Genomic DNA, 20,215 nt, shown 5'->3' on the forward strand with positions numbered 1-20,215 from the left:
ACAAATTTACACATTCTAACCCCCCTGAGTCATCAAACTATAAACGCGCTGGTAAAGACGGGGATGGCGGTTGATGGCGATATAATTACTGACTTTTGTAATTTTCCCTTTATGGTTTATAAGGTTGGGGCAGAGCAAACTTATCTGGATATCACCGCCGATTTATTGGTGGTGCCTGATTATTGGGCAGTAGCGCGGGAGTGGTTGTTTCAATTCACGGCGCAAACTCATTTACAAGACATATTGGCGATTGATGGTTATAGCATCTGGTGGACCTTAATCTATGCTAAAGCGGAACCCAGTTTATCGGATTTTAGCAATTCTTTTGCCTGGATTGATTTTTTATCAGCCGTGTACAGGCAGTTTCAACCCAAAATGATAACTATTTATGGCTCGCATGAGGTTATCATTCAAATAGCCCGCCAGCTTTTTACCGGAGCCGCTCTTCAAATTAAACCTAAAATGGTAAAGCATGCAGGCCGGACTATTTTTCCCTCTTCCCATCTGATTTTGCTAGTTGTTCGGGTAGGGCTGAGTATTGTCTGTATGATTTACAATCTGCTCAGGCATCCCGACATTTGTTTCTTTTCATCTGCAAATTCAATCCGAAACAAGGCAATTGGTCAGAAGCAGGAACTGCGGGATGTGTATATGGGAGAAATTGCTCAATTATTGCAGACTCGAGGGAAACGGATAACATTTGTTGAGCGATATGCGGTAAATGCTTTGTGGCGCGGGCTGTGGTTCCGGCGCTTGTTTTTTTCCAGCGACCTGCTACTGGCTTTGAGCCATCCTCGTCTCAATTGGCTGGTTGGTCATTATTATATTGTTCGTAAGTGGCAGAAAGTGTGGGCAGAGGGTCAATCATCTTTGGCTGCTTATATGCGCTACCAGGAATATGATATCTCCTCATCGCTTCTGCCGTTGGTACGGGAGGCGTTTTTTAAGGCGGCTCATCTGGAGAGTGGCGTTAAATTGTGGTATTGGCTGCTGAAGTGCTGGCGTCCCAAACTACTGTTTATAGATTGCGCTTATTGCACGCTGGTAACGCCGGTAAATATAGCCGCCAAGTTATTACGTATCCCAACAGTTGAACAGCAACACGGCATCATTGGTCAAAATCATATCTCATATCGTATTCCGCCCCATCTAAGAAATAAGTCGCAACTTCCGCTGTGTGACTTTTTGGTGGCCTGGGGAGATTATGCCAAACGTGTGGTAGTGGAGTCGGCAGTTTATACTGCCGATAACGTTGTGGTCTGTGGATTTCCCCGGCTGGATTCGTTGTTAAAATCGTTTACGCCTCGGGGGGATATATTGACCCGGTTGAATATTCCCGCAACCGCGCCGGTTATACTTTATGCCTCCAATCCGACTGTTCAGGGCCTCTATCCTGAAATTTTGGATAGCATTCAAAAAACGTTTACTTCTCCAGTTTATTGGATTATTAAGTTACATCCGGCTGAAAAAACGCGTCTACTATGGCAACATGCCATTAAACAGCGTCATCTTAAGCAAGTGATAGTCATAGAAGAAGAAGTGGATTTTTATACGCTATTGGCTGCCGCCGATTTACATATTAGTTTCTGTTCTACCACGATGGTTGAGGCAAGCGTGTTTGGTAAGCCCAATCTCGGCCTTGATTTGCCCACTACGCTTGATCCAATTGGATATACCAAAGCAGGCGCTTATTTACCCGTTGCGCCGCATCAAGTAGGACAGATGGTTAATACATTGCTGCAAGATAAAGCCCAAATGGAACTTCTTTTGCAAAAACAAGAGGCGTTTGCCAAAGATTGGTGCCGGCATGAAGGGAAGGCGGTTGAATGTACCGTGGATTTTATCGAAGCCCAATTGGACAAGGCGCAAAATTTAGAAGCATGAGTTTATAATCTGTTTAACGGAGTTTTGCTGCGTTATGATTTGTGATTTGTCTACATCAAGTTGGGGACGCCGTCTGCTGGTTATGGCTGTTTTTATATTCCTTTTGCTGGCAATGTGGACCCTATCATCTTACCTGTGGGACCAATATCGTGTTGTCAGAGACGTGCAAAACTTTTATTGGATGGCCCGCGCTCAGGACCCAACCTTGTTTGCCACAGACTATCTCTACATTTCAAACGAAGTCATGTTCCAGATTGATGTATGGGGCTTTCACCTCTTGCTCTATCCCCTTAGCCTGGGTTATGGTTTATTTTTCTACCTGGCCAGCGCGTTCATTGATTACGTTTGGTTAACCAAGTTATCTATTCTGGTACTGGCGCCAATCTGCCTTATTTACTTATTCAAGCTGGGCCGGTGGCTAGAGAACAATTTAACCGGGTTCAGCTTGGGCCTTCTTTTTATTTTTTTTATCCTTGCTTCTCCCCAATCCATCTCAATTTTTACCGGCTTGCAAAGAGCCTTTGCCCTTCCCTTGTTAATTGTTTTTCTGTATTACTTGACCCGCCAACAATATCTTGGCGCCGCTTTGCTGCTTTTGATGGGCGCGCTCATCTATTTGCCTTGCTTCCCGCTGATGGTTATAACTTATGGCTTATCATTGGTTAAAATTGAACATCCCTTTAAATTATCGTTTATCAATCGTTCCGGGTTAGTGCCCTTTATAGTGGTTCTCTTGCTGGCAGCGGCAATTGTGGCTTTAGCTTTGGCGGTTCCACTTGGCTGGTTATCTCCCTCCACTGCGGCGGTCTCCACCTCTGAGATTCAGGCACAACCTTCTCTTTCTCAGAATCCGTTACATCAATCCGGCGGCTCTGTGCCTTTGTTCATTGGGTTCCCTTTTTTGGGCCGGGCCGGCATTTTTGATACCGGAGCCGACGTGACCAATTTTCTGGTGTTGTTGATATTATCCTTTTTGATTTACAAAGTGGTTGGCCGCTCATCGCTACGGCGAGCGCCCGGTACGGTGTGGCATCTGTTGGCAGCCGGGATTATTATGTACCTGCTTTCTTTGTTTTTTGTGTTTGCTTTATCGTCTAATGCCTTGTATTGGCCCTCGCGTTATACCCGTAGCGCGCTTTTTGTGACGCCCCTTTTTTTCGTCGGCCTGAACTGGGTGGATTTTATCCGTTACCTTCCTGACTGGTTGGCAAAAAATGTCCGGTTAATTATTTTTTTTATTTTCACCCTGGGTTTAGCGTTGGGCATTGTCTTTTTTCTTTCGCCCAACCAGGCCATGCTTATCCCCACGTTTTGGCTGATGGGGTTAATGGTCATCGGTATCCTAGTTCCCTTGCTGGCCAGTGTTTTATTTTGGCTAGTTTTCTCGTGGCAGGCGTCGCCAAAGACTCCATTTTCCCAACATCTGCTTAAGTGGGGAAGCGCGATTGTATTAGCTGGCGCTGTGGTTTATCTGGCAACAATCTATACCAAAACTCTGGGTCTTAAAACTCACAACCCTTCGCCGGACGAGCGTAATCTTTATGCATACATTGCTTCTTTGCCAAAAGATACGGTTTTGGCCGGCGACCCCGACATAATGGAGGGCATCCCTCTTTTTTCCAAACGCAGTGTATTGTTTCGCAGCCTATTCCCCGACCCCAATGCCCCTTTTATTCAATATTTTGACGCCCAATACGCCGCCACCCCTCAACCCATGCTGGAATTTTGCCAACAATACGATGTCGGTTATCTGGTGTTAAATATGCAAGATTTTGTTCCCGATTATCTGGCTAAAGAACAATTTTTTTACCAACCCTGGAACGATGAAATTGTAAAATTGGTCACTCATCGTTCCACCTTTATTATGCCTCAAGTGCCGGCGGTTTTTGCCAGCGGCCCCTACCGGGTCATCAAATGTGATGCGGACACCTTACTGGCTGGCGCTTCATCAAAGTGAGTTATGGTTTCCAAAATTCAACGGCAACGGTCAATCTCCCCGGCGCTGATTGGCCTGCTGTTAACACTTATTGCCTACAATATCTTTTTTATAGCCTACAACCTGCAAAAACACGCCACCTTTCAAACGGCCGGTTTTGACCTGGGCATTTGGGGGCAAAAGGTATGGAACATGGCGCATGGCCGCCCCTTTCTCATCACCGCCTATCATGAAATTGGCAGCGTTAGCCTGGGCGACCACGTAGACCCCATTGGTTTGCTCTTCGCCCCGCTTTACGCTCTGTTTCCTGCGCCGCAAACCTTAATTATTATTCAGGTTATCATCGTTTCGACGGGCGCTATACCCGTTTATTGGCTCGCTCAAACCAAATTACATAGCCACATAGCCGGCCTGGTTTTTGCCGTTATCTATTTGCTGTTCCCGGCCCTGCAGGGAGCCATTACTTTCGACGTCCACGGCATCACCCTGGCCGCCCCCTTATTGGCCTGGGCGCTGTGGGCCTTGTTTAAACGCCATTATCGTTTTTTTATGGTTATGGCCGTTTTGGCGATGGCCTGCCAGGAAGACGTGCCGCTTCTGATTTTTATGATGGGTTTGTACCTGGCCGCTATCCAACGAAATTGGCGTATCGGGGGGCTAACCGTTGTTCTCAGCCTGTTCTGGTTTGTCATGGCCAATTTTATCATTATTCCCGCTTTTAGTTTGGCAGGCAATAACCTTCATTTCTATCGTTACCAGGCTTTAGGCGATAACCTGGGAGAGATCATGACCACAATGTTGACCCGACCTGATATAGTTATCCAACAGATTTTTTCCGGCGACAAACAATTTTACTGGCTTCGCCTGACCATGCCCACCACTTTTATCGCCTTACTCGACCCCCTGACTTTGCTAATGGCTTTGCCCGCCCTGTTGATCAATACGCTCTCCACCTACCCTCCCACCTACCAACTTGACCGTTTTCATTCGTCAGCGCCTATAGTTCCTTTTGTGGTTGTGGCCGGCATCAATGGCCTGTCCCGTCTCATTAAATTCGCTACCCCCAAATTCAAACACATTAAACCGGCTTTTTTGCAAAATTCACTGTTAATGTTAATGCTGCTGGTCACGCTCATTTATCAAGCCCAATTTGGCCACACGCCGTTGGGCCGTTATTTTGATTGGCCCGTGGTTACCGGGCATCACCAAAAAGCTGAACAAATGCTCCGCCTTATTCCATCCCAAGCCGCCGTGGCTGCCCAAAATAACCTGGTGCCGCGCTTGAGTCAGCGCCAATGGATTTTTATCCTGCCCAAAGTGTCGCACCAGGGTAAGCCAGCCGATTACCTTGCCCTGGATATGCAGAGCAGTCTCACGCCCTATCGGTATGTTGAAGAATATTGCGCCCAACTGGCCAAATTTGTGGATAATCCTGATTATGGCCTGATTTTTAGCGATGACGGTCTGCTCCTTTTTAAACGGAACGTGTCTGATATAGTCACATTTAAAGCACAGCCGCCTTGCCCATGAAGCCATCAAGAATAAACCCCAAACCCGGCAACCAATTTTGGAAACACTTTGGCCCCACCCTGTTGGTATTGGGCGTAACCGTTGCTTTTACCCTGCTTGTTCTGGCAACTAACCAATGGAACCCGCTGGCCTTTGTCCGCCTGGGCACGCGCTACAGCCAGGGCGACCCCCACGGCACGATTGGCTACGATGGCCAATTTGTTTACCACATTGCCCTCAACCCCTTAAACGCCGCTCCCTATCTCGACCTCCCGGCCTATCGTTACCAGCGTATTCTTTATCCGCTTACGGTTGGATTAGTGAGCCTTAGCCAACCTGCGCTTATTCCCTGGGTATTAATCGGCCTCAACATTCTGGCCCTGGCCGCCGGCACGTACATCATAGGGCTTCTCCTGGCCCGGCAGAGGTTGAGCCGGTGGTACGCCGTTACCGTGGGGCTTTTTGCCGGGCAATTGGTCAGCCTGCGCCTGGCCCTCAACGAACCTTTTTCCTTAACTTTAGCCATCGCCGCCCTCTACGCCTTTGAAACAGAACGGCCTCGTTGGGGCGCATGCTTTTTGGCGTTGAGTGTGCTTAGTAAAGAAACAGCCCTGGCTTTTGTGGGCGGTTACTTGTTTTATTTTTTACTCAAAAAACAATGGCGATTGCTAACCGAAACCGGCCTGATCAGCCTGGGGCCATTTGTCTTGCTGCAAATCGTCCTCTGGTTTGCTTTTGGTCAAATCGGTTTGCGCTCCGGGGGACACGGGGCCACCGCCTTCAGCTTTATCCCCTTTGGGGGTCTGCTTGCTTTTGGCTTAAACGAACCCGAAACTTTAATCATAGTCCTGTTAATGTTGGGGCCGTTGGTTATTATCCCCACGGCGGCGCTCATTGTTGTTCTGGTTCGTTATTTCTGGCGAAAGCAATTCACTCCGGTTGCAATTATTCTGGTTTTACATGTTATAATGATCATCACTTTGCCCTTTTCAACCTACGCCGACCTGCCCGGCGTCTTGCGTTTGTCCAGCGGCCTGGTAGTGGCTACGGTTGCTTTTGCGGCGGTCGCTCGATCCCGTAAGATACTCAACTATTCGGCCCTGTGGAACGCTTCGTTGGTGTATCTTAGATTTTTTGGCTAAGAAAAATGTTCTCTTTTGGCAGTAAACGCCTCAATCAATTTCTATTAATTCTACTCCTTTTTCTCAACGCCCGCGTTTTGATGTTGTTAGTTTTGCCTGCCGACAACCTGACCCTCTACGGCGATTACCCCTACTATTTTGACCTGGGGCGACTTTTTGGCGAGTTGGGCTATTGGCCGTTCATTCACTACTGGTCCGAATACCCGCCGCTCTTTCCCTCTTTTAACCTGGCAATTTATGAATTGAGTGGCGGCATTTTTAAAAATTACGTGGTCTGGCTTGGCCTGTTCTTGCTGCTATTTGAAGCGGGGATATTGGTCTTGCTCTATCTGCTGTCAAACAACGGCCGGGATGCCGACGCCGGGCCAGTCGGTTGGGTTTATGCCCTGCTGTATGTTCCTCTCTTTATCTGGCTAAGGCATTACGACCCTCTGGCCGTCTTCTTTTTTCTGCTGGCCCTGTTTACCTTGCTGCGTGGTCGCTCTTGGTGGCTGACCGGGTTGATCATTGGCGTCGGAACAATGATAAAATTTTTCCCTGTTTTGCTGCTGATACCCATCTGGTGGCTGCGTGGTTGGCAAACCGCCTTAAAAAGCGGCTTGGTGATTTTGCTGGTCATCATTATTATTTTTGGCCCGCTTTTGCTCCTGAGTCCAGATTATACCCTGGCCTCTTTGCTGGCCCAGTCTAGCAAATCATCCTGGCAAACGGTGTGGGCCTTGCTCGATGGCAATGTAGATAATACCGGCAGTTTCGGCCCCCTTGAAGATCATTTTGACCTGGCTAAAGCAACAGAAACTCTCTACCATCCTTCACGCCTGTCCCCCTGGCTGACCCTGCTCTCTTTTGGGTTACTGGGGATATTCATTCTGACGCGCCCGCTGGTCAGAAACAAAAAAAATAGTTTAATCATCACCTCGCTGGTTTTGCTGATATTTTTCTGTGGGCCAAAGGCTGGAGTCCCCAGTGGCAGCTTTATCTTTTGCCCCTGCTCCTGTTAAGCCTGCCGTTGGGACGGGCCGTGGTATTTATGTTGGCCCTGAGTTGGATTAACCTGCTGGAGTGGCCCATTATTCTCTCGCGGGGCCTGGTTGACCTTTTGCCGTTGACCATCATGGCCCGGACGCTGGTGCTTATCTTATTAGCTTGGGAGTTGTATCGGCACATGGACAAACCGGTTGTCCCTAAAACAGTTATCTGATGAAATCCATCTCATTTACCTCAAAATCTGTTTGGAGAGATTTAGCCCTCCTTTTTGTGTTGGCCCTGCTCATCCGTTTATTGGCCGCTTTGCCGCAGCAGCAACCCAATTATATGGATGCCGCTTATTATTACGTTAATGCCCTCAACTTGGCTGCCGGGCGCGGTTTTGTGGAAGATTTTGTCTGGATTTACCTGGACCATCCAACCCCGCCCCCTCATCCCAGCCATCTCTATTGGCTGCCGCTGCCGTCTATCCTGGCCTGGGCGGGGATGGCGTTAGGCGGCACTACGTACCGGGCCGCTCAGGTATCTTTTGTTATCGCCTCGGCGTTGTTGGCTCCCATCACCTACATTGCCACTTACATTTTGTCAAGGCAGCGCTGGCAAAGCTGGCTAGCTGGATTGTTAATGATCTTTAGCGGTTTCTATTTTCCATTCTGGACGGCCATTGACAATTTTACGCCCTTTGCCGTGTTTGGGTCGCTGGCCTTGTTGACCGCCTGGTGGGGGATGGTAAATTACAAACCTGTCCTGAGCGAAGCCGAAGGATGGCAAATTACAAATGGCAAATTACAAATAACAAGTTACAAATCACAAATAACAAATAACAAGTTACAAACAGTCATTCACAATTCACAATTCACAATTCACAATTCACAATTAATTATTCTTTCCGGCATCTGCGCTGGCCTGGCCCACCTCTCCCGCGCCGATGGCCCGCTCCTGCTGGTCGCCATTATCTTGACTGTTTTTTTGTATTTCATATTCCATGATAAACTGTCCATTTCACGTTTCACGTTTCACGTTTCACGTTTTACTCTCTTCCTCCTCCTGGGCTACCTCTTAATTATGACTCCCTGGTTCATTCGCAATTGGCAGGTGGTGGGCGCGCCCTTATCCGCAGCCGGGATGCAGACCATCTGGCTGACCACTTATGACGATTTATTTAGCTATGGCCGGGAGTTGTCGCTCCAGACGTTTTGGGCCCAGGGCCTCCAGGCGATATGGCAGGGACGCTGGTGGGCGTTGAAAACAAATTTGCAAACGGTTCTGGCGGTGTGGGGCATGGTTTTTGGGCTGCCGCTGGCCCTGATTGGGTATTGGCATTTGCGCCGTCATGTTTTGATGCAACTGGCCGGTTGGTATGCCTTGCTTCTTTTTATTGCCATGACTTTTATTTTTGCTTTCCCCGGCGCGCGGGGCGGACTGTTTCATTCTGGAGGCGCCTTACTGCCCTTTATCTATGCCGCCGCCGCCGTGGGTTTGGACCGGTCTATCAAGTGGGTGGTCGCTCGCCGCAGCCGTTGGGATGCGCGCCTGGCCCAACAATTTTTTGGAGTGGGTTTGGTGGTGATGGCCGTAGCCTTGAGCAGTTTCATTTATAATCAGCGCGTCCTCAAAAACAATACCTGGAACCGGGCCGATGGCCTCTATCCGGTGGTGGCCGCCTGGGTGGCCCAACAAAATCCGGAGGCAGTGGTGATGATCAATAATCCCCCGGCTTATCGTTATCACGGCGGCGGCCTGAGCGTGGCGATCCCCAATGAAGATATAGAAACTACCTTGCAGGCGGCTCGCCGCTACCGGGTGGATTATTTGATTTTGGAATATAATCATCCTGCCCCCCTGGATAAAATTTACAAACAAACGGTTGTGCATCCCCAATTATCTTTAGTTAAAACTTTTGAGGGTGTTTACATTTATAAAATTATTCAACCCTAAAATGTCTTATATTTCGCGTTTACAAAGTTTAATTTTTTACCTGGGCGTTGCTTTTGCCGTGGGCCTGTTTTACCTGGTTGTTTCCCGGTGGGGTTTTGGTTTTTCCGGTTTCCCCCTGGACGATGCCTGGATTCATCAAACGTATGCCCGTAACCTGGCTCGCAGCGGCCAACTGGCTTTTACGCCGGGGGTGCCCAGCGCCGGTTCTACCGCGCCGCTCTGGTCATTTTTGTTGAGCGTGGGTTACTGGCTGGGTATGCCGTTTCAAATTTACACGTATAGCCTGGGCCTGATTTTTCTGGGTCTGACCGGCTGGACGGTGGCTCGTTTGGGCCGGCATCTTTTCCCCCACAGGCAAAGGATTGGTTTTTGGGCCGGTTTGTTTTGTGTTTTTGAATGGCATCTGGTATGGGCGGCTGTCTCCGGCATGGAAACGATTTTATTTGTCTGGCTGTCAACTTTTCTGGTTGAACGTTACTTATCCCTTATATCTGTCAAAACAGAAACGGAAAGTAAATCAATCGCCTCAAATTTCCAACTGTTCAGCCTGGGCCTTTTGGGCGGCCTTTTAGTCCTCACCCGTCCCGAAGGATTGGGGTTGCTCGGATTGATAGGTTTGGCTGTGGCTTATCGCTGGCGTCAAGCTCAGGCCAAAATAGGTGATTTATTGTTAGCCTGGATTTCGCTGGCTGTTGGGGCAGGCGTTCTGCTACTTCCCTACCTGGCCTTTCATCTTTGGATGACCGGCCTGCCCTTGCCTAACACCTTTTACGCCAAGCAGGCTGAATACGGCCTGATCTTGCAAACCTACCCCCTGTGGTGGCGGCTCTTTGGCAATGTTGGCCCGGTAGTAGAATCGGTGCAGGGGGTCTTCCGGGTTATTTTTATTGGCCCGCAGATTCTTTTATTGCCGGGTTTGTGTTTGGCCGCCTGGTTAACCGTTAAGGAACGCCGGACAGAGTTGATTGTCATCTGGTTGTGGTGGCTGGGCTATCTGATGCTTTACGCCTTCAGACTGCCGGTCACTTACCAGCATGGCCGGTATCAAATGCCCGCTATCCCCTGGCTGGTCCTCTTGGGAGTATGGGGGACGTTCCACCTGGTGAATTTGTGGGCCTCTTTATCTCTGGGCAAAGGCGGGCGTTTTATTCTTCGCCTGATGGGCCGGGTTTTAACCCTGTCTTTAATTGTTTTGGTTCTGGCTTTTATCCCGGTGGGCGCCCGGGCTTACGGGCGGGACGTGCATTTTATAGAAAGTGAAATGGTGGCTGCGGCTAAATGGTTGAATGAACACACCGCGCCGGATGCCCTTATTGTCGCCCACGATATAGGCGCCATCGGCTATTTTACCCAACGCCCCTTAATTGACCTGGCCGGCCTGATCACTCCGGAAATCATTCCCATCATCAGAGACGAAACCGCCCTGCTGGATTTTATCATCGCCGGGCAGGCTGATTATTTGGTTACATTTCCGGCATGGTATCCTGATTTAACCCAGAACCCGTTTCTGGTGTTAATCTACCCCACCCGTGCGCCCGGGACTCGCCAGGCCGGCGGCGATAATATGGCCGTTTACCAACTTATTAAAAATAGACCCTAAAGTTTGCCAAACTTTAGGGTTTTTGGTGTCAAACCTTAAAAATTGCTTGCCACAAATAGATTGATTATGGTATACTATACCAGTGTAATTGGGGTGGGGTGACCAAGATGAACGAAAAAACTGCCGCCATGAAAGAATTTTTAACCACTGCTGCCTCTGTTTTGCAAGAAACCAGCCATAATTTGGAAACGTTGGCCAGTGTGGCTTTGCTAAATTATGAACAGTCGCTCTCTGACCGGGAAAACGGTCGTAGTTCCGGCGATGACAAAGCCGGTTCTCAGTTGCAACAAATCGGTCAGCAGCTTTTGAAACTGGCGGAACAGAGCAAAGCGTTACAGACCTCCCTTCGGGATGGCCTTGAGGTTGTTCTCCCCAATGACGACCATTGGTCGCGGATTAGAATTTTGCAGAGCCAGGAAGAAGAGCGCGCCCAATTGGCCCACGAGTTAGAAGAGGGGGTCGGCCAATTATTGGCCAATGCGGTTTTTGAATTGGCTTCTTGCCGGCACCTGCTCACCGGCGGCCAGGACGTAACCGGGGGGCTGGATGCCTTGCAGACAGAATTGGAGCAGGGCTTGGCCGATATACGTCACTTTATTACCGATTTGGAACCGGCCACGATTTTGGGAAATTTTGGCCTGGGCGGCGGTATCCGGCGCTACCTGGAGCAATATGAAGCCCGAACCGGCCTAAAAACCCGGCTGCGCATCAACACCAATCTGGGCCGTTTGCCCAGCATCATTGAAATGGCTATTTTTAGGATTTTGCAAGAAATATTGCACAACGTGGCTGCTCATGCCAATGCCGCCCAGGTTGACCTAGTGATTGAAGAAAACAATGCCGCCATTGAATTCAGTGTGATTGACAACGGAGATGGCCTGGTTTCAGAAAAAATCGGCGTCTCCAGAAAGAACCTGGGCTTGGCCAGAATGGTTGACTACACTGAATTGTTAAATGGAAATTTGCGGGTTTTAAGCGAACCGGGACGCGGGACACAGGTAATTTTATCGGTGCCTTATTCAACACTTTAACTATCAGGGAGATTAATTGAAATGGCTAAAACAAGTGTCATGCTGGTTGACGATCATTCTCTATTTCGACAGGGACTACGCCGGGTTCTTGAAGCAGAAGAGGATTTAGAAGTGATTATGGAAGTGGCCGATGGAGAAGAAGCCTTACGCCTGGCTAAACAACTTGCGCCGGATGTAGTGATTATGGACATTAATCTGCCCCGCATGAATGGCTTGCAGGTGACGCGAGAGTTGAAGCACGCGGTGCCCGAAATAGCCATCATTATGCTTACGGCTTATCATGATGATGAGCAGATTTTCCATTCGGTTCGCGCCGGGGCAGCCGCCTATTTCCCCAAAGATGTTACCCCGCGTCGTTTGGTAGAAGCTGTGCGGCAAGTCAGTCAAGGAAATTATGTAATTGATGACGAAGTGCTTGACAAACCGGAGGTAGCCTCCTGGCTCTTGCAGCAGTTTGATAAAGTGGCCTACATTGACGGCTTGCCCAACGAGATGTTCGCCCCCCTCTCGCCGCGAGAAATGGAAATTTTGCAGCACATCGCCAAGGGTCAAAGCAATAAAGAGGTGGCCTACGAGCTGGGCATTAGCCGCCAGACCGTCAAAAACCATATGACCAGCATCCTCAGAAAACTGGCCGTAAACGACCGTACCCAGGCCGCCCTCTATGCCGTGCGCCGGGGTTGGATTCGCTTACACGATGAAGAAGAATAAGACATAGCGGTAGCAGAAGATAAGGAGACTTTGTAGGATGGAATTGCGCGCTTTGATGGCCAATGAAGATGCCGCTCCCGTGGAAGCGGCGGCTACGCCGGCCGATATCCTGGGCCAGACCGGCCAGGAGTACGAACAAATCCAAAAAGAGCTAAAAGAAATAGATATCTTGATCAAACAGAGTACGGCTGAAGTGGAGAAACTGGCCCAACGCAACGCCCAACTCACCAATAAAGTGCGGACCATGGAGAGCAACATTGACACCGTTCCACGTCAGGATATTAAAGAAATCTACACGGCGGCCCAAGAAGCCCAGATGCGCCTCTTTATGATGCGCGGCCAGGTGGAGCAATTGCAGAGCCGGCAAGAGAACCTGAAACGGTTTGCCGACAGTTTGCACCGGGTTTTAGAAGTTTCCGGCAGCCTCTTGCCTGCCGGCGGCGAGGCCAGCAGTGTAAAAAGTAGTGAGCATGATCCCCAGAGCAATGCCATTGTTAAAATTATTGACGCCCAGGAAACCGAGCGACAACATCTATCTAACCAGTTACATGATGGCCCGGCCCAATCGCTCACCAACCTCATTCTCCAGGCCGAAATCTGTGAGCGCCTGTTCGACTCTGACCCCATGCGGGCCAGGGCCGAATTGACCGAACTCAAACACGCGGTCAGCGATACCTTCCAAAAAGTGCGCGGCTTTATTTTTGACCTCCGGCCGATGATGCTCGATGACCTGGGCCTGACGCCTACGCTCAAAAAGAGCATTGAGGATTACCAGGAAAAAACCGGCCTGGCCTGTAACTTGACCATCAGCGGCAAAGATACCCGCCTGCCGCCCCATACCGAAGTCACAGTGTTTCGGATTATCCAGCAGTCGCTGAACAATGTGCGCGACCATGCCCAGGCTACCCACGTGCAAATAGCCGTGGACGTAGCCGTTGATAAAATCACCGCCTCGGTTGAGGATGACGGCGTTGGCTTTGACGTGACCGAAGCCCTCTCTGCTTCGCAGCAGCGTAAGACCATTGGTTTGAGCACTATGCAGGAACGGATTGAGATGTTAGGCGGCGAATTGAAAATTGACAGCTCGCCAAACAAAGGCACCCGCATAGATTTTTGGCTCCCGGCAGCTTAAACCTGACCCGCCAACACCGGGCCATTCCCCAGGACCGGGTTTTCCTAAACTGTTGTCCTACCTCCTGCATTTTTTGGGCTGCCCATAACTATCCCCGGCCCCCAAATCCGGGCCAGGCCCAATGACCTTGGTCACATTGACACCCCCCCGGTTAGAATCTATAATTTTGTTTGACAAAAAAGTGAGGTTTGGTAAAAAGCGTCCAAAACCTTAAAATTAGTTGGTCACTTTATCCAACCGTATCTTTTCGGGGCAGAGTTAGACTTTATGAGTAGACAACTGGCTAAATTTATTTGACTATTATGGTTTAAGGAGTCTGGACGTGGTACGAAAAAGTCTAAAAGGTCAAAGTCTGGTAGAATTTGCCTTGATTTTGCCCCTGCTGCTGATGCTTTTGTTGGGTGTTGTTGAAGGCGCGCGCATTATCTGGGCTTATATTACGGTGCAAAATGCCGCCAGAGAGGCGGCCCGGTACGCCGTCACCGGGCGGCCTTTTGCCTGTTCCAGCGATCCTGGGGCCGACGATGTGCCAGCCGCTTATAATCCGGCAAATTATTGCGATGATGTAAGCCGGGGCGATCCCTGGTCCCCTCAAGTGTTAACCTCAACCCGGGTGAAGGCTATTAAAGAGGAGGCGGCCAAGCATGGTAATACTTTGAACGTTACCATTATGGCCACCGGTAGTTTGCAGATGTTTAACGATCATCGGGAAACGCCAGGGGCTTTTGGGGTGGCCGTTATGGGCCAGGATGCCACCAATCAGGGCGGGCTGGCCGACTATGCCGGACAGCCCGGCTGGGATGTTAGAGTAGAAACCTACTACAATGTTATCATGTTCGATCCCATCTACGACTTCATCATGGGCGGAAATAGCGTTCACCTGGCCGGGCAGGTAGAGTTGCAGAACGAAGGCATAGACCCCAGCGTGAGCGGCTATACCGGTGGCATAACATTTCAATCCGATAGCTGCGCCCCTAACTGCGGGTCAAGTACGGTACCCTATATTTCGGTTCAGGATGAGTTCAACGACTTTTCCGAACCCCAGGGCAGTAACTTTAGTGTTTCCGTAAACGACCACCAGGCCAATACCGCCTATAAACTATGGTTCGTTCACCAAGCCGACCCGGCGCATGTTTATTCGCTTGATTTTGTCACCGATAACCTGGGCAGCAAACTTTTGAACTTTGTGATTTCAGCCTCGGCCCGGCCTTCTCCGGCCGGCCCGGAATACAAAATCTATACCACCCTGGCCAGTAATACCACGCCGGTGGCCGCCTGCCTGAGCGATTTGCCCACCAACGCCCCCTGTTTTCAGGTTACTATGGGCGATGCCACCGTGGAAGTGCGCAATATCAACAGCGGCGAACACAGGCAACAACCGCTGGCCCAGGCCCGCTGGCCCATTAGCTCCTCTATTCCCATTTACCTTTATGGGCATGATGTTAATACCGACTATACCATGAAGTTTAACAACCTGAACAGCACCGCGGCCCCGGGCGAATTGTTATTTGATGGCTCCCCTACCACAATCATTCCTACGGATAGTCAATTTGGCACCAATGAAAATAACGAACCCGGCTATTACATTGCCACCGGCTACCTGCCCGGTAACTTGACCATTGCTTCCGAAGGCCCGCTGGGGGCTGTGGCCTCCTCCACCCTTGAACTGCGGGCCGCCGATATGAGCATTGCCGGCGAGTTGCCGGGTGTATGGCATCCCGCGGACGACATCCTATATCTTACCCTCCTGGATCATGCCCCCTTGCAGCAATACCAAGTTGTTTTTGAGGATGGTGTTACCCCGCCCTTTACGGTTCGGGCTGATGAGCGGGGGGAACTCAACTTGAGTTATGTTGTGCCTTACGGCATCCAGGAACCCTGCGCCCAAGTACCCGAGCCTGGTTGCCAACCTGTTCCGGTTGACCTTTACACCCTGGATTATAACCGGGGGCCAAACCCCAACCATATTGCCGGGCGCACCGTTTCTATTTTCACCCCCAATGACCCTTACATCAACGTGCCCGGGGGCAGTCGGTGGCCGGCCGGTTCGCCCATCATTATTCAACTGCGACGGCACCTGGCCTTTCATGAATACGATGTCTATCTCCAGCAAGGGCCGGTTGATAGCCCCAGTTTTTCTGCTCCTATTAGATTGGGCATCAACACCCATGAAAATGGGGATTACAATATTATGGATTATACCCTGCCCATCTCTTATAGCGGCTACTATGTGATCCGTTCTATTGACCCGGCTTTCCCGGATCAAGAAGTGGCGGCTTTTGATATTGAGATTATGGACAAACCCTATATCACCATTGACAAGGGGAATCGCTGGCCGCCCAACACCGAAATCACCATCCGTTTAAAAAATCACCCACCCCTGCCCCACGAAGTATGGGTAGACAAAGGTGGCGCCTATGAAACGTTTTTGGGCAACGTTACGGTGTATAGTGACGGCGAAGGGCCGGTAGAGTATACCATCCCCCTCACCATGCCCACCAGAACTAACCCCGACTATTATCCCATTCAATCTTATCGTAATGGGGCCTTGATTGCCGAAACCAAGCTTGAAGTGGCCCCGGCCGATCTGTGGATTTCTCATATTGACGTGCCCGATGTTACCTTTGATATTGAAATTCCCATTACCCTGACCATTGCCAACCTCACTGCCGTGACCGTGGCCGATACCTACTTTGATACCGACATTTACGTTGACCCGGAGGCCGCGCCCAATCCTCTTGATCCGGGCTTGCCGCCAGGCGACTACAAAAACTGGTTGCAGGATGTGCCGCCTAATGGTTCGGTTACGGTTAACGATACGATTGTGCTCTTTGGCCAGGAAAGCCATCAAATTTTTGGCCGGGTTGATACCACCGGCTGGGTGGCCGAAACCGACGAATCCAACAATGTTACGCCTCTGCCCATTGACGCGGCCTGCCCGGTTAAGATAGTTGATGAGTTTTTGGGCGATGGCCTGGCCGACTGGACCCAAACCGGTTTTGGCGATAGCGGCCCCACTTGCCCCACCCTGCCCGACCTGCCGCCTGTGGGCGGGGGCGGAGACATATTGTTGGAGCGCAATTGGGATGGGAGCAGTGTGGATGGCTTTAGCGTGGTCTATAATCCCTTTGGCACCTCGGGCATTGACACCGGCAGAACTCAATTCGGCACCCAGTCCAGGGGTGATCCGGCTGCCAACTCCCTGGCCGTGCGGATTAGAGGGCGGCAAAACAGCAATCCGGTCTCCCTGGGCGCCTCGATCCAATTTGCCAATACCCAGCCCAGCGTAACCATTGCTTTTGATCACCAACTTGGTTTGTTTGGCATAGATAGTAACGAGTGGGCTGAGTATTACCTGTATATAGACGGCGCGCCGTACGATGGCGGCACCGGCAACGGCTGGTTGCTGCGCACAAACGGCAATGGCGCCAGCAGCCAATACTATCCGGCCGATAGTGATTGGCCCAGGTTCATTAGCACCATCCCCCTGGCGCCCGGCACCCATACCTTTACCTTTGGGGCCAAAGTTGGCGCATCCGGCAACTGGGGGAACCGGTCTATTGATAACACCGGAGAATCGGTCTATGCTTATATAGATAGCCTATTGATCACCGAAAGCAGTGGCGCGCCAACCGTACCGCCCGATCCTGCCGGCATAATTTGGTCGGCCCATTACGACAGCGATGCCGAGTTGTTTGCCTTTGCCAAGGATGCCTTTTATGGTTACACCAGCTCGGGTGATGAAGACCCCAGCGGAACCTACGACAACGGCGAAGGGGCCTGGGCCAACGGCTCTTTGTATACCAAACTGGGCCGCACCAGCGGCAGCTCAACCTATACTTCTATGACCGGCGGCTGGTCTCGCCCCTTTACCGTGCCTGCCGGCGGCGGCTGTGTGACCGTTCAGGGTTACTACCGTTTGAAGTTTTCCGACTTATACGAAAATACTGAGACCGGCGAGGTATTGCTGGCGGTTGACGATGGCGGCAGCCCCCGGCTGTTGGCCAGCGCCACCGGGGGATCGGGAGCAGTTGACACCGGTTGGCTGCCTTTTAAGGAATCTTTTACCTTGCCCCCGGGCAGCCATACCCTGATTTTGGGCGGCTATAACAACCAGGCTACTGAGAATGGTGAAATAACCGAAATCTGGTTTGACGACGTATATGTGGTGGATTCCGGCTCCGGCGTTTCAACCAGCACCCAAACCGAAAGCAGCGGCTCCTTGATCCTGACCAATAAAGGCTCAACCGGGCACAGCACCATTGGCGTGTCCAACGACAACGCCACCGGCTCCGGTTATCACTTTATGCACCGCACCGTGGGCAGCGGCCCCTTTGAAGTATATTTTCGGGTTGACCAGGTTCCGCCTAACGGCAGCAATGGCCTGGCCGGTTTGGAAATACGGGGGGACCATTTGCGCGGTTCATCGGAAAAAATAATGTTTGTTCTGCGCGGCGATGGCAGCCTGAGACTCTATACCCGGGTGAACGGCGGCTCCACCGTGAACGCCAAAACCCGCTCGGGCGTTTCCGCCCCGGTTTGGCTGAAGATTGCGCGCAATGGGGATGAATTTAAGCTCTATTACGTGGTCAGCGGCAGTGAGACCCCCCCCACCGACTGGGGCGACCCCTGGGAAACGCTGACCGGTTTTATCATGCCCGCCTCGGTTGAAGTGGGCATGGTCAATGCGCCCGGCAGCAGCAGCACCGCCTATGCGGCCAGGTTCAAGCATTTCAACCTCTGCGCCGCCTCTGCGCCCGGCGGCTCGTCTACCGGCGGCAAAGGTTATTTGGGCAGCCGGTGCGGCCAGGTGGAAGAAAACGGCAACGGCCTGGTGGTGGTTGACGCCGTGAACACTATTCTCAACCAGGCCGGCGCAGGCCACACCTGGAAAGAGATTGCGCAGGACGATGTTTTGGGCGAACCTTCTATGGAAGGCCTGGAAGCCAGCCTCGATACCGGCGCCAACCTGGCTGCCGGCGCCGGCCCGCACGCCACCTACCAGGTCAATTTTGAAACGGCCGGCGCCTATTATGTATGGGTTGGCGGTTGGGGGCCAAACAGTAACGGCGACGACGTGCACGTGGGCTTGAACGGCGCTGCGGTAGGCGTGGTTGACGGCTTCCCCACCGGTGGCAGCGCGCCCGGCTGGAAGCAGATGTCCGGCTCTATGTCCATCAATGCCGGCATCAACACCATTGACCTGTGGGTCAAAGAAGATGGGGCCAGGGTGTTCAAAATCCTGTTGACCAACGATAGCAGCTTTGTCCCACCCCCCGAGGGCATTTCCCAGTCGGCTTGCTCCATCATTGTGCAACCGGAAGGCCCGCCTTTGTTGGAAACGTGCGAGTACCCCTTGCAAAAAGGCGACTTTGAGGGGGCCTATCTGGAAGTATACAATACCTGGCCCACCTCCGGGTTAGCTACGTTTACCTTTGCCGGCTACAATAGTAACCGCGGCGTCTTGTTCCCCATCAGTACCATCAGGGTGCCCACGCTGTATCAGGACTTTAACCTGCCGACGAAGATTATGAGCCATACCACGGCGGCGCTTTCTTTGAAGAAAGCCGTTAGCCTGAATGGGGCCAGCCATCCCGATGATAAACTCTACTTTGAGTTGAGGCGAGTGTCGGACGGCCATACCCTGGTTGGCCCGCTGCTGTTGGCCGATGGCCAGGATAGAACTACAGACATGCCGCCTATTCCAGATTTTGACCCATTTCATAACGCGCCTGATCTGTGGACCGCGTATAGTGAAGATGTCTTTGCCGGCCTGAATCCTCTCTCTTTTGTGGAGCCTGGCGACGCGGTGCGCGCCTACTTCTACGCGCCTAAAGGGGCGGCAGAGAGTTCTACCGACTTTTACATAGACAACCTTAACCTGGCCGTTTGCACCGTGCAACCCGAACCGGACCAAACCCCGGGCCTGGGCAAGATCAGCGGCAAAACCCTGCAAGGCAGCACGCCTTTGCTGGGGGCCGACGTTTGGGCTTATGCGGATGCGGCGGACGATGGCGTGCCCGGCCCGGTGTTCCAGACCCAGAGCATCCAGGACGGCACGTATCGCTTCTACAATTTGCCGCCCGGCAAATATCTGGTCTACGCCCAAATTAAAACGGCCGCCGGTACTTTCTTTGATACCCGCCGGGTTGAAGTTTATCCAAATACCGAGTCGCGCAACGTTGTTTTGAACATCCAAACCAGTTAATATAGTGCAGCGGTTTCCGGTAAGCAAGGTATAATGTCTGGTGATTACCCACATGTCATTAGTATGAGAAAAACGTGGTAATATAAAAAGACAGGACACGGCAGATCGATTGTCATTAGGTCTCAAGACCGTCTCGG

12 protein-coding genes are annotated in these 20,215 nt (G+C 51.3%); all 12 read left to right on the forward strand.

Annotation, left to right across the window (positions count from 1 at the left end; genetic code table 11):
• The first annotated feature begins 63 nt into the window (after window positions 1-63).
• The 12 genes from JW953_19965 to JW953_20020 all read left to right on the forward strand — a co-directional run bounded on the left by JW953_19965 (window position 64) and on the right by JW953_20020 (window position 20,078).
• On the forward strand, window positions 64-1,884 hold the full coding sequence (locus tag JW953_19965; GenBank protein ID MBN1994982.1) for a CDP-glycerol glycerophosphotransferase family protein: 1,821 nt from the start codon (window positions 64-66) through the stop codon (window positions 1,882-1,884).
• 46 nt (window positions 1,885-1,930) lie between these two features.
• Window positions 1,931-3,841 carry a hypothetical protein gene (locus JW953_19970; protein ID MBN1994983.1) on the forward strand — a complete coding sequence of 637 codons (1,911 nt, stop codon included), beginning with the start codon at window positions 1,931-1,933 and terminating at the stop codon, window positions 3,839-3,841.
• Window positions 3,842-3,844: 3 nt separating this feature from the next.
• Window positions 3,845-5,350 carry a DUF2079 domain-containing protein gene (locus JW953_19975; protein ID MBN1994984.1) on the forward strand — a complete coding sequence of 502 codons (1,506 nt, stop codon included), beginning with the start codon at window positions 3,845-3,847 and terminating at the stop codon, window positions 5,348-5,350.
• Window positions 5,347-6,471 (forward strand): hypothetical protein, encoded by a 1,125-nt coding sequence (locus JW953_19980; protein MBN1994985.1) that lies wholly within the window; start codon window positions 5,347-5,349, stop codon window positions 6,469-6,471. Before JW953_19975 ends, JW953_19980 begins: the two co-directional genes overlap by 4 nt.
• A 5-nt stretch (window positions 6,472-6,476) precedes the next feature.
• A complete protein-coding gene (locus tag JW953_19985) occupies window positions 6,477-7,472 on the forward strand; it encodes a DUF2029 domain-containing protein (protein MBN1994986.1) in 996 nt (331 codons plus the stop codon).
• Window positions 7,454-7,672, forward strand: a complete 219-nt coding sequence (locus JW953_19990; protein ID MBN1994987.1) for a hypothetical protein — start codon at window positions 7,454-7,456, stop codon at window positions 7,670-7,672. The genes JW953_19985 and JW953_19990 overlap by 19 nt, the downstream gene beginning before the upstream one ends.
• Window positions 7,672-9,396 carry a hypothetical protein gene (locus tag JW953_19995; protein ID MBN1994988.1) on the forward strand — a complete coding sequence of 575 codons (1,725 nt, stop codon included), beginning with the start codon at window positions 7,672-7,674 and terminating at the stop codon, window positions 9,394-9,396. The genes JW953_19990 and JW953_19995 overlap by 1 nt, the downstream gene beginning before the upstream one ends.
• Window position 9,397: 1 nt before the next feature.
• The gene (locus JW953_20000) at window positions 9,398-10,996 is read left to right on the forward strand and encodes a hypothetical protein (protein MBN1994989.1); all 1,599 of its coding nucleotides are present in this window, start codon (window positions 9,398-9,400) and stop codon (window positions 10,994-10,996) included.
• A gap of 107 nt (window positions 10,997-11,103) precedes the next feature.
• On the forward strand, window positions 11,104-12,027 hold the full coding sequence (locus JW953_20005) for a hypothetical protein (GenBank protein MBN1994990.1): 924 nt from the start codon (window positions 11,104-11,106) through the stop codon (window positions 12,025-12,027).
• Window positions 12,028-12,048: 21 nt separating this feature from the next.
• A complete protein-coding gene (locus JW953_20010; protein ID MBN1994991.1) occupies window positions 12,049-12,738 on the forward strand; it encodes a response regulator transcription factor in 690 nt (229 codons plus the stop codon).
• A 37-nt stretch (window positions 12,739-12,775) separates the two neighbouring features.
• Window positions 12,776-13,870, forward strand: a complete 1,095-nt coding sequence (locus tag JW953_20015; GenBank protein MBN1994992.1) for a sensor histidine kinase — start codon at window positions 12,776-12,778, stop codon at window positions 13,868-13,870.
• 388 nt (window positions 13,871-14,258) lie between these two features.
• A complete protein-coding gene (locus JW953_20020; protein ID MBN1994993.1) occupies window positions 14,259-20,078 on the forward strand; it encodes a pilus assembly protein in 5,820 nt (1,939 codons plus the stop codon).
• The last annotated feature ends 137 nt before the right edge of the window (window positions 20,079-20,215 follow it).

This window comes from Anaerolineae bacterium, from assembly GCA_016931895.1.
In the GTDB taxonomy this organism is placed as follows: Bacteria; Chloroflexota; Anaerolineae; order 4572-78; family J111; genus JAFGNV01.